Source organism: Klebsiella sp. R390 (assembly GCF_051131745.1).
Classification (GTDB): Bacteria; Pseudomonadota; Gammaproteobacteria; order Enterobacterales; family Enterobacteriaceae; genus Klebsiella.
Window position 1 is genome coordinate 1994636 of record NZ_CP180445.1, and the last position, 13435, is coordinate 2008070.

The window sequence follows — 13435 nt, forward strand, 5'->3', positions numbered from 1 at the left end:
ACTTTCATGACTCTACAATTGCAGCGATATGGCACTGCAATTACAGTGTACCGTGGAAAGTGATCTCTCCTGCCGGTTTTCAACAGGTACCATTTAGAGGGTGTACGTACTGTGTCAGAGTTGTTATCCATCGCCTTGTTTCTCACTTCGGTGGTGATCTATGCCTTAAAAGCGGGTCGCAATACCTGGTGGTTTGCCGCCACATTGACGGTATTGGGCCTGTTTGTGGTGCTCAACATCACCCTCTATGCCAGCGACTATTTCACCGGCGCTGGGATCAATGACGCGGTCCTCTATACCCTGACCAACAGCCTGACCGGTGCCGGTATCGGCAAATATATTCTTCCCGGCGTCGGGCTTGTCGCGGCGCTGGTCGCCGTCTTCAGCGCGTTAGGCTGGGTGCTGCGCCGTCGTCGTCATCACCCACATCACTTTGGCTACAGCCTGCTGGCGCTGGTGCTGGCGCTGGCCTCCGTTGATGCCAGTCCGGCATTCCGCCAGATCAGCGAACTGGTTAAATCCCAGTCCCGCGATGGCGATCCCGACTTTGCCGCCTATTACAAAGAGCCGGCGAAAAGCATTGCCGATCCGAAGCTGAATCTGGTCTACATCTACGGAGAAAGCCTCGAGCGTACCTATTTCGATAACGACGCATTCCCTGACCTGACGCCGGAGCTGGGCAAACTCAAAAACGAAGGCCTCGACTTCAGCAACACCACCCAGCTTCCGGGTACCGATTACACCATCGCCGGCATGGTGGCGTCGCAGTGCGGCATTCCGCTGTTTGCGCCGTTTGAAGGCAACGCGTCGGCCTCGGTCTCCAGCTTCTTCCCGCAAAATATCTGCCTCGGCGATATTCTGAAAAACTCCGGCTATGAAAACTATTTCGTGCAGGGCGCTAACCTGCGCTTTGCCGGGAAAGACGTGTTTCTGAAATCACACGGTTTCGACCATCTCTACGGCGCCGAAGAGCTGAAAACCACGGTGGCGGACCCGACCTACCGCAATGACTGGGGCTTCTACGATGACACCGTACTCGATGAAACCTGGAAAAAATTCGAACAGCTTTCCCAGTCCGGCAAACGCTTCTCGCTCTTTGCGCTGACGGTCGATACCCATCACCCGGACGGCTTTATCTCCCGCACCTGCCAGCGTAAAAGCTATGACATGGGCGGGAAAAAGAACCTCTCCTTTAGCGCCGTGACCTGCAGCCAGGAGCATATCGCCGCGCTGATCGACAAGATCAAAGCCTCACCCTATTTTAAAAACACGGTGATCGTGGTCTCTTCCGACCACCTGGCAATGAAAAACTCCGCCTGGGACTATCTCAATAAGCAGGACCGCAGCAACCTGTTCTTTATTCTGCGTGGCGACCAGCCGCAGCAGGATACGCTGGCCGTTAAGCGCAACACCATGGACAACGGCGCCACGGTGCTGGACATCCTCGGCGGCGATAACTTTATCGGCCTGGGCCGCAGCAGCCTCTCCGGGCAGTCGCTGTCCGGCATCTTCATGAATATGAAAGAGAAAGTGCTGGCATGGAAGCCGGATGTCATCCGTCTGTGGAATTTCCCGAAAGAGATGAAAAACTTCACCGTCGATGCCCAGAAGAACATGATCTCGTTCTCCGGTAGCCACTTCCGCCTGCCGCTGCTGCTGCGGGTGTCTGATAAACGTGTCGAGCCGCTGCCAGAGAGTGAATATTCCGCCCCGCTGCGCTTCCAGCTGGCAGATTTCGCTCCGCGAGATAATTTCGTCTGGGTCGACCGCTGCTACAAAATGGGCCAGCTGTGGTCGCCAGAGCTGGCGCTCTCAACCGACTGGTGCGTCTCACAGGGCCAGCTCGGCGGCGAGCAAACCGTGCAGCATGTCGATAAACCTCAGTGGCAGGGCAAAACGGCCTTCAAAGATACCGTGATCGATATGCAGCGCTATAAAGGCAACGTCGATACGCTGAAGATTGTCGATAACGATATTCGCTACAAAGCGGACAGCTTTGTCTTTAACGTTGCCGGCGCCCCGGAAGAGGTCAAACAGTTCAGCGGCATCTCTCGCCCGGAATCGTGGGGCCGCTGGTCCAACGCCCAGCTAGGCAGCGAAGTCAAAATTGAGTTTAAGCAGCCGTTACCGGAAAAATTCGATCTGGTGATCACCGCCAAGGCCTACGGGCCGAACGCCAATAAACCGATCCCGGTGCGCGTCGGCAACAGCGAACAAACCCTGACCCTGGCCAACGATGTCTCCACCACCACGCTGCATTTCGACAACCCGTCGCGCAGCGATACGCTGATTATCGTCCCGCCGGACCCGCAATCCACTAACGAGGGCAATATCCTCGGCCATTCGCCGCGTCAGCTGGGAATTGGCATGGTGGATATCAAAGTGGTGAACAGCGCCGGTTAAGCTCAGTGCCGGTAAGCGCACTCACGACGCTGCAGGCGATCATGCTCGCAGCGTCACGCTCATTTCATATTGCTTCAGCGTCAGAGTCGCATATCCTGCGGCGTTGAACAGTGGCGTAAAAGATTCCGGGATGGTCACCGTGGTACTTATTCCAGGATATTGTCGCGCCAGCGTGGTGAGCATTTCCCGCCCAAGCCCGCGGCCTCGCGCAGCGGGCTCGACCCACAAGAACTGCAGCTGCGGTTTATGATTCAGGGTCGCCAGCACCACAAAGGCCTGTTGATGTAACGTCAGCGTCCGACACGGCAGCGTGGCGAAGGTCAGCGGATCCATCAGCCACGGCAGCCGACCGTTGACCTCGGCGCCGGCTTTACGGATCAGCGTCAGGCCATCACACACCGTTAGCCCCGCCGCACTCTCATTCTGCGGCTGGGTGCTGACAAAGCCGCATAGCCCGTGGCGTACCGTAAACCCCAGCGCCTGGTATAACGCCACTGCCGCCAGGTTATCGCGGATCACCTCGAGCCACATCCGCCGCACGCCCTGCTCCCGCAACGAAGCCATCAGCGGCGTCATCAACTGGCGACCCACTCCTTTTCCACGATACGCGGGCCGCACCGCAAATGCCGCTAATCTGGCCTCATCACCACGCCGGGAAATCACCGCCATTGCCGCAGGCACATCGCCGTCCAGCCAGACACAGGAGTCCAGCAGGCTCATGCCTTCGGCGCTAAAACGCTGAACAAATATCTCCACCGACAGAGTGACGGGGACCAGATAATCCTCAAAACAATCGCTGAGAATAGCTGCCAGCCGGTCGCTACTGAACCGGGTGGCAGGAACGGCGATGAGCTCCATATATTGCTCCCGAACGCTGTGATGCTGAACTGTTGAAAGCCAATACTATAATCGCCACGGCGACATTTCGCCCGACTCAGGAGAGCGATATTGTGCGGCTGCCAGCCATTGAGCGTTCCGCACCATGCGGCTCATCCTGCACGCCTTCCCCGCCAGTACTGCGTTTACTGGCTAAATATGGTACAAAGTATCATCCTGAATTTTCCGCCTGGTACCTGCGATGGCCTACTCGATAGATATCATCTCCTGCATCACCGATCGCTTTCTCGAGCTGACCGTCAGCGAAAAGCGTATTGCCCAGTTTATCCTCGATGATGTCGCCGCGGCGGCAGAATTGCCGATCGCCGAAATCGCCCGTTTAACCGGAACCAGCCAGGCGTCCGTAACCCGCTTTGCCCGTGCGTTAGGGTGCAAGGATGTCCGCGAGCTCAAGATGAAGCTGGCGCAGTCGCTGGCGGTCGGCCAGCGTTTTATTCTCGATGTACCGGATCTGGAAGGCGTGCAGGGCATTTACGAGTCGATCATCGGCGTACTGGAAACCAACCGCCGGGCGCTGGATATTGAGGCGTTAAAGCGAGCCGTCTCCTGGCTCAGCGACGCGCGGCAAATTCTGGCTATCGGCATGGGAGGCGGTTCAACTATCTGCGCCCAGGAGATCCAGTACCGCCTGTTCCGCCTTGGTCTGCCGGTTGTCAGCCAGAACGACGGCCTGCTGGTACGGATGATGAGCTCTGCCGTGACGCCCAAAGATGTGGTGATTGTGCTGTCGCTCGGCGGGTATACCAAAGAGATGATTGAGAGCGCGGCTATCGCCCGGCAGTATGGTGCGAAGGTTATCGCGATTACTCCGGCAGAAACCCCGCTGGCGGAACAAGCCGATCTGGTACTGCCGCTGCTGGTGCGTGAAAACGACTATATTTTCAAACCCAGCACCTCCCGCTATGCCATGCTGGCGATGGTGGATGTGCTGGCCACCGAACTGGCGATGGCCAACAAACCGCAGGCGAAAGATCGGCTGCGCCGCATCAAGCTGGCGCTGGACAGCCACCGCGGTGGCGTTGACCGCCAGCCCTTAGGCGATTAACCGAGGCTGGCGGCAATAAAGCGTCCGGCCTGCTCGCGGGTACGATCCAGCGATTGCCCGGCGCGATAAAGATCGCTGCCCAGCCCTGCTCCGGCGCACCCTGCCTGCACCCAGCAGTCCAGGTTTTCCGGCGTCACGCCACCGACGGCCAGCACCGGCACTTCCGGCGGCAACACCGCCTTCAGCGCGCGAATGTAATCCGGTCCGAAGCTGGATGAAGGGAAAATCTTCAGCCACTGCGCCCCGGCATCCAGGGCAGTAAACGCCTCTGTCGCGGTGGCACATCCGGCGCAAACCAACATGCCCTGCGCGACCGCCCGACGGATCACCGCCGGCTGCGTATTGGGCGTTACAACCAGTTTCGCGCCGGCCTCAGCCAGCACCTCCACCTGCCCGACATTCAGTACCGTGCCTGCGCCAATCATCGCCTGCGAGCCAAACTGCTGCACCATCTGTGGAATACTCTGCTGCCAGTCCGGTGAATTAAGCGGGATTTCAATATACCGAAAGCCAGCGCCGATCAGCGTATCCACATGTTCCGCGGCTTCTGCGGGACGGATGCCGCGCAAGATCGCGACCAGTTTAAGCCTGTTCATTCATTATCCTCGCAATACCGTGTAAAAATGCCTCGTCGCCCAGACAGCCGTTAACCTTTACTCCCCGGGCTGCCAGTGCCTGTCGGTAGCGTCCGCTCAGCGCCGGTTCCCCCACCAGGGTTACCTGCGTCGCGCGATAGCGCTCGCTGAACGTCGCCACCTCAGAGCCAATCAGCAGCCCTGAAAGATAGTCACTGACCGATGTCGGCGGCAGAACGCCCAACACCCGCGCCGCACGGGCGCCGAACAGGTTCGCCACCAGAGACGGCATCGCCATGCCTTTTTCCAGCCCCAGCGTAAACGCCGCCTCATCGGGCTGCTGGTCGGGCAGCTGTTTGCCAATCAGCGACTGACTGAGCAGCAGATGGTGCAGCTCCCCGGTCATCGCGGTAGAAAAATGACGAACCACCCCACCGTCAACCTGCACCCATTTACAGTGCGTGCCGGGCATGACGTAGCACTCCGCCGGCGCCATCTGCGATGCACCAAGCAATTGCGTCTCTTCGCCACGCATCACGTTGCAGTCACCGGCCTGCTCAACCTTAAGACCGGGAACAATCCACACCTTGTCAGCCACGGCCGTCAGCTGGCGCCCCGGCGCATCAAGCGCCGCCGGGCAGGCCAGATAAGGCACCGACTGCCAGCCGGCATCGCTGCCCACCATGCCGGCCATCACGACCGGCAGCGCCGTGTCGCCACGCCAGGGTGCCAGATACTGGTGAAACACGGCCTCCGGCGTTTGCCCGTTCAAACGCGCAATCCCGAGCGGGTGCTGCAGGGTCTCCACACATTTCCCATCACGAATCAACCAGCCGCGGAGCTGTGTCGACCCCCAGTCGACGGCAATATAACTGTGCATAACGCTCCCCTTAGCTCTGCGACGGATGACGTTTGCCAATCGGCAGCGCCGGGGCCGCCGGGCGGCTTTCACGTTCGCGGGTGATCATCTCCAGCGCCTCTTCACGGCTCATGCTGCTGGCCGGTGTCACCAGGGTTACCACTACGGAGGCCACCAGGCTGGTCAGCACCGACGGGATACACGGATTGCCCCAGAAGGCCAGCCAGTCGCTGTCCAGCAGCACCGCTACCGAGGCACCGGCACCACCGGCCAGGGCCGCGACCGCCCCCTGCCAGTTGAAGCGCGTCCAGAAGCGGCCGAGAATAGTGCAGATAAACATCCCGGACATGATCATCGAGATCATTTTGGTGATGTAGCTGATGATGTCGTTAGAGGTCAGCGCGAAAAGCAGCGCCAGGGCGATAACCAGCACCAGGAACATCCGCGACAGGCGAATCGCTTTCTCCGGCGCGGGCATATGGCCCGTCACCAGGGTGTAGAGGTCGCGCAACATAATCGACACTGCGGCAATGGCATCGGAGCTACCGGAAGACATATTGGCCGACATCCCGGCAATCAGGATCGCCATACCCAGCACCGGCGGCAGCACCTGGGTGGCAAACAGGAAAGCAAAACCGTTGTTTTCGAGGTTCGCATTCATGGTCCACACCGCCATGCCGATAATGGCTGGCAGGAAGGAGAAACCAAGGTACAGCAGGCCGGTGATGGTAAAGGACTGGCGAACAGAAGAGACGGTTTTCGCCGAGTAGATACGCTGACGATAGGATGGTGTTGCCAGTACACCGACGCCGATAACCACCGCCAGTGACAGCGCAGGAAGCACGCCGAGTTTATCGACGGCAAACAGGCTTTGCGCCGCCGGGTCGACCGCCTGCTGAATATGGCTCCAGCCCCCCACGTGCTGGACGGCAAAAATCGCCATCAAAATAAAACCGACGAACAGAATGATCGACTGGACGGTATCGATCCAGACCACCGCAGAGTAACCACCAATACCGACATACACCACAAACGCCAGCGCAATAATAACTTTAGCGACATTAATATCAATACCGCTGGCCCATGCCAGATATAAGCCGCCCCCTAATATATGGGCGCCAAGCCAGCCAATTGAGGCAATAAAAATCAGGATCGCCACCAGGTTTTTAATAATTTTACTGCCGCCGGTATAATAGGACATCTCTTCGCTCATGGTCATAAAGCGAAATTTACGCACCGGGGCAAATAACCACGCCACCAGCAGGATCCCCACCGCACCGCCGAGGCCGTACAGCATCCCCGCCCAGCCGTTACTGTAGCCAAACCCCACGGCCCCGACGCTCGAACCGGTACCGACCATCGTACCCACCGTCGAGCCGAGAGTCAGAAACATCGGCAGGGAGCGGCCACCCAGTAAGAAATCATCACCGTTCTTCTGTTTACGTGACACATACCAGCCGAGGGTAATCATCGCGCAGGCATAAACGGAAAACCAAATCAGGAATGACATATTATTCATTGCTCACATCCAGGCGTAATAAATAATATTCGTACCGCTGAATATTATGAGTTAATCGTAACGATGCCAGAAAAAAGGCAAAGTAACCCTGCTCGCGCCGATTGAGGTATTCAATCTGGCACGACTATCACATTTTTATGGTTGACGCCCCACCCGATGGTGGGGCGTTATTATTTATCCGCGCGCGGCGTTATAGCAGGTCACATCTACTTCGACTTTACAATCCACCACCAGATCGGCGACGCAGCAAATACGCGCGGGCGGATTCTCGCCAAAGAACTCGCGGAACACTTTATTGAATGACTGGAAATAGCGTGAGTCCGTCAAAATCACTTTCACATGCACCACATCCGCCAGGGTGTAGCCGGCTTCGGTCATGATATCGACGCAATTTTGAATCGCCAGGCGCGACTGCTCAACAATGCCGCCCTCAACCACTTCGCCATTTTTCATCGGCGTCTGGCCGGAGACGTACAACCAGCCCCCGGCTTCTACCGCCCGTGCGAAAGGCAGATGCTGACCGCCGGTTCCGGTTCCGCCTTCGACGCCATAACGTTTAATGCTCATTCTTCACTCCTTCGTCCATCTGGCGACGCAGGAAACGCCCTGCGCGCCCGGTAATTTTTTTATCGCTGCCGTAGCTCATCACACCATTCACCATCACCGCCTCAATCCCTTCCGCGGGCTGTTTCGGGTCAGAGAAGCTGGCAACATCCCGCACCGTCAGCGGATCGAACAGCACCAGATCGGCAAAATAGTCCACTTTAACCAGCCCACGCTGCGGCAGGCGGAAACGCGCAGCCGACAGCCCGGTCATTTTGTGAATCGCCGTGGTCAGCGGGAACAGTTGTTCATCACGGCTGTAATGGCCCAGTACGCGAGGGAAAGCACCCCACAAACGCGGATGCGGCATCGGATCGTTGGGTAACCCATCGGAGCCGATCATCGTGACCGGATAGCGCATCACCCGACGGACATCCTGTTCGTCCATGTTGTAGTAGATAGCGCCGGCCGGCATCAGCTGCGCCGCCGCGTCATGCAGGCTCATCTGCCAGTCGCTGGCAATCTGCTTGAGCGTTTTACCCGCCTGTTCCGGTCGGGATTCCGACCAGGTAATCACGATATCGAACTCATCGGTCACCTGTTTCATGTCCAGCGTTGAGGAGCTGGCGGAATAAGGGTAGCAATCGCAGGCTATCTCCTGGTGCTGGCGCATCTCATCGAAAAAGGCCAGCGTCTCGCGGGTGCGGCCCCAGTTTTTTGCCCCGGCGCACTTATGATGCGACACCACCACCGGAACTTTGCCGTGGCGACCGATGCGAAACGCTTCGTCAAGGGCGTCCAGAATAGGCTCGAATTCAGAACGCAGATGGGTGGTATAGATACCCTTCTCCGCCGCCAGCTCTTCCGCCAACGCCATCACTTCTTCAGTGGTGGACTGAAACGCGCTGGCATAGGCCAGGCCGGTACTCAGACCCAGCGCCCCCTGACGTAACGCATCACGTAGCTGGACACGCATTCCGGCAATTTCGCGATCCGTGGCAGGACGGAACAGATCGTCCATATGGTTATTACGCAGCGCAGTATGGCCAATCAACGTGCCGACGTTAAGCGACGGCCGGGCGGCTTCTACCGCATGGGCGTAAGCCTCAACGGTAGGGTAGATAAACTGATCCTGTTCACCCAGCAGGTTCATCGGATCGGGAACATCACCGCGCATGGTCGCCATGGCGGCGCTGATCCCGCAGTTCCCGACGATCACCGTGGTCACGCCCTGGCTCAGTTTTGGCAGATACTCCGGCATGCGAATGACGTTGATATCGTCATGGGTATGCACATCAATAAACCCGGGCGCCAGCACGCGGCCCTCGCCGTCAATCTCGTGCCCGGCGTCCACCTTCAGCACCGGCGCAATCGCCACAATGCGATCGCCCTTCACCGCCACATCACCGCGATACTGCGGCCCACCGCTCCCGTCAATCACCGTGACATTCTTGAACAGCCAGTCAACCTTCATAGCAATTACTCCCTTTCGACTCTGCCGACAAGTTAACCATTTACAAGGTGAAAAAACAGTGGAAAACTACGCAAAATCCAGATCGTTTTGTGATACTTTTATTCATAACGAATAACATTTAAGTATTAAATCAATAATAATCAACAATATATAAATGATACCCTGATAAACATCGAGTATAAAACCTGAAAGGATAGTGTTATGAAATACCATTCCGCTACGCTTGTCCCGCACAAATCTGCCGTGATGGCCTCCCCGGCGAACCTGTTGGCAGAAGACGTCTGCCTGCCCGCCGCGCTGGTGAAAAAAACGGCGCTGGAAAATAACATCAGCTGGATGCAGCGCTATGCCGATGCCCGCGGTGTCTCGCTGGCGCCGCACGGTAAAACGACGATGACGCCGTGGATTTTTCAGGCGCAGCAGCAGGCCGGGGCATGGGCTATCGGAGTGGGCAGCGCCTGGCAGGCCAGCGCGGCGATGGCCAGCGGTATTCAGCGCGTCCTGATGGTTAATCAGCTGGTCGGCAAAGCCAACATGCAGGTGGTCTCGCAGCTGAAAGCGCATTACCGGGCGGTGGATTTTATCTGCTGTGTGGATAGTGCAGCCAACGCCCGCGCCCTGTCGGCGTTCTTCAGCACCCGTCAGCAGACGCTGGACGTTCTGATCGAGCTGGGCGTTCCCGGTGGGCGCTGTGGCTGTCGTAGCGTGGAAGATGCCCTGGCGCTGGCCCAGTTGGTGGCCGATCTGCCGGGCCTGACACTACGCGGGCTGGAGCTGTACGAAGGGGTACTGCACGGCGACGATCCGCAGCCCCAGGTGGAGGCGCTGTTACAGCAGGCCGCCACCCTTGCCTGCCGGATGGCGCCGCTGGTTGACGGGGAATTTATTCTGACCGGCGCCGGAACCGTCTGGTATGACGTGGTCTGCAACGTGTGGCTGGCCGCGCAGAAACCACCGCGCTGCCGGATAGTGATCCGCCCGGGCTGCTACATCACCCATGACATGGGGATCTACGACATAGCCCAACGGGAACTGATCGCCCGCGATCCGATCGCCTGCGATCTGGCGGGCGATCTGACCTCTGCGCTGGAGCTGATGGCGATGGTACAGTCAGTTCCGGAGGCGGATCGCGCGGTGGTCAATTTTGGCAAACGCGATTGCGCCTTTGATGCCGGGCTTCCACAGCCTGTCGCCCACTATCGCAACGGCCACGCGCTGCCGCTGCCTGCCAACGAGATCGTCAGCGTCGGGATTATGGATCAGCACTGTATGCTGCGCCTGGCTCCAGGTTGCGATGTGCAGGTCGGTGACATTATCGTTTTTGGCACGTCGCACCCGTGCCTGACCTTCGACAAATGGAAAACCCTGCTGCTGGTCGATGACGAGTACACCGTGCTGGAAGAGCTGGACACCCTGTTCTGATCGGGCTCCCCGGTGGCGGTATGACACCGGGGAATCCATGCCGACGGCCCAAAAACCACCGGGCCGCTCGACTACTCGCTCAATGCGGCAATCTCATCAAACAACGAACGGTTAATGGTCACCCCGGATCGTTCGCTCTCCTCACGACAGAGATAGCGCCGTTCACCGGGTAACCTGGCGCCTTGTGCCTGCATGTTGGTAAACAGCGTCTGCGCGCGGGCCAGGTGCGCATCGGCCTCCGCGCCAAGAAAACGCTGCGGATCCAGCGCCAGAATCAGCTCCCCGCCGTAGGGCAGCCCGCCCGCACCGTTATCCCAGGCCAGCGACTCCGTGCTGGTCATATCGCCAATCAGCGGCCCGGCCAGCAGCTCCACCATCGCCGCCAGCGCCGAGCCTTTATAGCCACCGAACGTCAGCATCGCTCCGGAAAGGACCTCCCCGGCATCGGTGGTTGGCTGACCCTGGCGGTCGATTCCCCACCCTTCCGGCAGCGATTTTCCGGCACGCTGATGCAGTTGGATCTCACCGCGTGCCGCCACGCTGGTCGCCATATCAAAAATAAACGGCGGCGCCTCGCCCCGCGGCCAGCCAAAGGCGATGGGATTGGTGCCAAACAGCGGCAAAGTCCCGCCGGCTGGCGCCACCCAGGCATGGCCCGGCGTACAGGCCAGCCCGACCAGACCGGCCTCGGTTAAGGGTTCGATATCGGCAAACAGCGCCGAAAAATGCACGCAGCGGTTGATCGCCAGCGCGGCGATCCCGCTATGACGCGCCTTCTCCACCAGCAGCGGCAGCGCCCGCTCAAACGCCAGCAGTGAAAAGGCACCGCCGGCGTCGACCCGGACAATCCCCGGCGCCCGGTCATCGATCTGCGGTTCGGCATCGGGAGACACCTTGCCTTTACGCAAGGTGTCAATAATCCCCAGCAGCCGCCACAGGCCGTGGGAAGCGCAGCCATCACGCTCCCCGCCGGTCACATTGCGCGCTACTGCCGCCGCGTGTTCCTCACTGAATCCATTGCTGCTCAGCGCCCGCATTGCCAGCGCGTAAGCTTCGGGTAACGAAAGGGTTACCGTATCCATGACCTTCTCCTCTACTCTTCTTCGTCTCCGCTAAAGTTAGCCTGGGGAAGACAACTGCGCGCGCCCCAGTAATAAATGCCCAGCGACATCACTGCCACTATCACCGTATCCCAGGGATGGGGCAACGCATTAATCCCCCCAAAGCTGCCGGCCCAGGAAAAGAGCATGATCAGCGCGTAGAAGACAATCAGCCACAGCGAGGACTTCACCTGCTGCGCCAGGCTGACGGTATGTACCGGCACTTTGCTTTTGCACAGGATGTAGACCACAAACATGACGATCTGCAGCCCCAGCAGCCAGGAGAGCGTATTCCAGCCGGACCAGTAGACAATCAGCGCCGAGATCATAAACGACACCGGGCCAATAATAGCGAACGCCCGCACGCGGAACGGACGCGGCAGATCCGGCGCATTGCGGCGCAGCCCGGCGGCGGTGACCGGCGCGATCGCATAGCTCAGCACCAGCGCGGCCGACACCACGCTAATCAGTTGCTCCCATGAAGGAAACGGCAGCGTCCAGAAGATCGACAGACCAAAGGTCAGCCACAGCGCCGGGCGCGGGATCCCGGACTCCTTATCAATGTAGGTAAAGGCTTTAAAAAAGGTCCCGGCTTTCGCCCAACCGTAGATAACGCGCGGCGTGGCGTTCATATAGATATTGCCCGTGCCGCTCGGCGAGATAATCGCATCGCTGATGACCATAAAGGCCAACCAGCCCATCCCCAGCGTAATCGCAATATCACGATACGGCAGCGAGAACTGTTTGCTCACCTCCGCCCAGCCGCCGCTTAACATCTCCGTCGGAATACTGCCGAGAAACGCCAGCTGCAGCAGCACATAGATAATGGTCGACAGCACCACCGACAGAATCAGCGCCACCGGGATGGTACGCTGCGGGTTCTGCACCTCACTGGCGACGGAAATAATCGGCGTCAGACCCAGATAGGCAAAAATGATCCCCCCGGCGCTGATCGCCGCTTCCACACCGGACATACCGAACGGAGCAATCCCCTGGGCATGCAGGTTTTCCGGCTTAAAGAAGGTGAAGAGCGTGATGACCACCAGCAGCGGAACGAGGAACTTCAGCACGCTGATAAAGTTATTCGAACGGGCGAAAGTTTTGACGCTGTAGTAGTTCAGACTAAAGAAAAAGCACAGCAGCAGAAACTGCACCACCCAGCCCAGCAGAGTTGGCGAGCTGGATCCCGGTTGCGTCAGCGCCGGGAACCAGGCCGCGGCATACTGACGGGCGGCGACGATCTCGATCGAAATCAGGCTTGAAAAGGCGATCAGCGTAATGAACCCCAACAGATAGCCCATCAGCTCGCCGTGGGAAAAGACCGGATAACGGATAATTCCCCCGGCACGCGGCAGCGCCGCGCCCAGTTCACAGTAGACAATACCCAGCAGCAGCACCGCCACGCCGCCAATCACCCAGGAGGCGATCCCGGCCGGTCCGGCGATCGACGCCACGTGGCTGGCGGCAAATAACCATCCGGAACCAAAAATCGCCCCCAGGCCAATAAACGTCAGATCGGTTAACGTCAGCTGCTTTTTAAACTTACCCGACTCAGCCACACGGGTTTGACTGTTATGCGTAGAGTGAATAGTCATCGT

The 13435-nt window shown here is 58.7% G+C and carries 11 protein-coding genes and 1 pseudogene; 4 read left to right on the forward strand and 8 right to left on the reverse strand.

Going from position 1 to position 13435, the window contains the following annotated elements; translation table 11 throughout:
• The first annotated feature begins 111 nt into the window (after positions 1 to 111).
• Positions 112 to 2403, forward strand: a complete 2292-nt coding sequence (gene opgB, locus ACMYSP_RS09300; RefSeq protein WP_434586457.1) for a phosphatidylglycerol--membrane-oligosaccharide glycerophosphotransferase — start codon at positions 112 to 114, stop codon at positions 2401 to 2403.
• Positions 2404 to 2442: 39 nt separating this feature from the next.
• Here opgB and ACMYSP_RS09305 read toward each other — a convergent pair whose 3' ends face one another.
• Positions 2443 to 3261 (reverse strand): GNAT family N-acetyltransferase, encoded by an 819-nt coding sequence (locus tag ACMYSP_RS09305; protein ID WP_434586459.1) that lies wholly within the window; start codon positions 3259 to 3261, stop codon positions 2443 to 2445.
• 220 nt (positions 3262 to 3481) lie between these two features.
• Here ACMYSP_RS09305 and ACMYSP_RS09310 point away from each other — a divergent pair, with 220 nt between their 5' ends.
• Positions 3482 to 4345 (forward strand): MurR/RpiR family transcriptional regulator, encoded by an 864-nt coding sequence (locus tag ACMYSP_RS09310; RefSeq protein ID WP_123757630.1) that lies wholly within the window; start codon positions 3482 to 3484, stop codon positions 4343 to 4345.
• Here the strand turns inward: ACMYSP_RS09310 and ACMYSP_RS09315 are convergent.
• From ACMYSP_RS09315 to ACMYSP_RS09335, 5 genes are all read right to left on the reverse strand, one after another.
• Positions 4342 to 4941, reverse strand: coding sequence for a 2-dehydro-3-deoxy-6-phosphogalactonate aldolase (locus tag ACMYSP_RS09315; protein WP_434586460.1), 600 nt, complete (start codon positions 4939 to 4941; stop codon positions 4342 to 4344). The two genes, ACMYSP_RS09310 and ACMYSP_RS09315, sit on opposite strands and share 4 nt — an antisense overlap.
• Positions 4928 to 5800 carry a 2-dehydro-3-deoxygalactonokinase gene (locus tag ACMYSP_RS09320; protein WP_434586461.1) on the reverse strand — a complete coding sequence of 291 codons (873 nt, stop codon included), beginning with the start codon at positions 5798 to 5800 and terminating at the stop codon, positions 4928 to 4930. Before ACMYSP_RS09320 ends, ACMYSP_RS09315 begins: the two co-directional genes overlap by 14 nt.
• A gap of 10 nt (positions 5801 to 5810) precedes the next feature.
• On the reverse strand, positions 5811 to 7298 hold the full coding sequence (locus ACMYSP_RS09325; protein ID WP_123757633.1) for a sodium:solute symporter family protein: 1488 nt from the start codon (positions 7296 to 7298) through the stop codon (positions 5811 to 5813).
• Between the two features lie 174 nt (positions 7299 to 7472).
• Positions 7473 to 7865, reverse strand: a complete 393-nt coding sequence (locus tag ACMYSP_RS09330) for a RidA family protein (RefSeq protein WP_434586462.1) — start codon at positions 7863 to 7865, stop codon at positions 7473 to 7475.
• On the reverse strand, positions 7855 to 9315 hold the full coding sequence (locus ACMYSP_RS09335) for an N-acyl-D-amino-acid deacylase family protein (protein WP_434586463.1): 1461 nt from the start codon (positions 9313 to 9315) through the stop codon (positions 7855 to 7857). The genes ACMYSP_RS09330 and ACMYSP_RS09335 overlap by 11 nt, the downstream gene beginning before the upstream one ends.
• Here ACMYSP_RS09335 and ACMYSP_RS09340 point away from each other — a divergent pair.
• Both ACMYSP_RS09340 and ACMYSP_RS09345 read left to right on the forward strand, forming a co-directional pair.
• A pseudogene (locus ACMYSP_RS09340) lies at positions 9293 to 9437 on the forward strand (hypothetical protein). The gene ACMYSP_RS09335 and the pseudogene ACMYSP_RS09340 sit on opposite strands and share 23 nt — an antisense overlap.
• Before the next feature lie 79 nt (positions 9438 to 9516).
• Positions 9517 to 10737, forward strand: a complete 1221-nt coding sequence (locus tag ACMYSP_RS09345) for an amino acid deaminase (protein ID WP_434586464.1) — start codon at positions 9517 to 9519, stop codon at positions 10735 to 10737.
• Positions 10738 to 10808: 71 nt separating this feature from the next.
• On the opposite strand, the gene ACMYSP_RS09350 is transcribed toward ACMYSP_RS09345, so the two are convergent.
• On the reverse strand, positions 10809 to 11819 hold the full coding sequence (locus tag ACMYSP_RS09350; RefSeq protein ID WP_434586465.1) for an Ldh family oxidoreductase: 1011 nt from the start codon (positions 11817 to 11819) through the stop codon (positions 10809 to 10811).
• A gap of 11 nt (positions 11820 to 11830) precedes the next feature.
• Positions 11831 to 13432 (reverse strand): APC family permease, encoded by a 1602-nt coding sequence (locus ACMYSP_RS09355; protein ID WP_123757638.1) that lies wholly within the window; start codon positions 13430 to 13432, stop codon positions 11831 to 11833.
• Between the last annotated feature and the right edge of the window lie 3 nt (positions 13433 to 13435).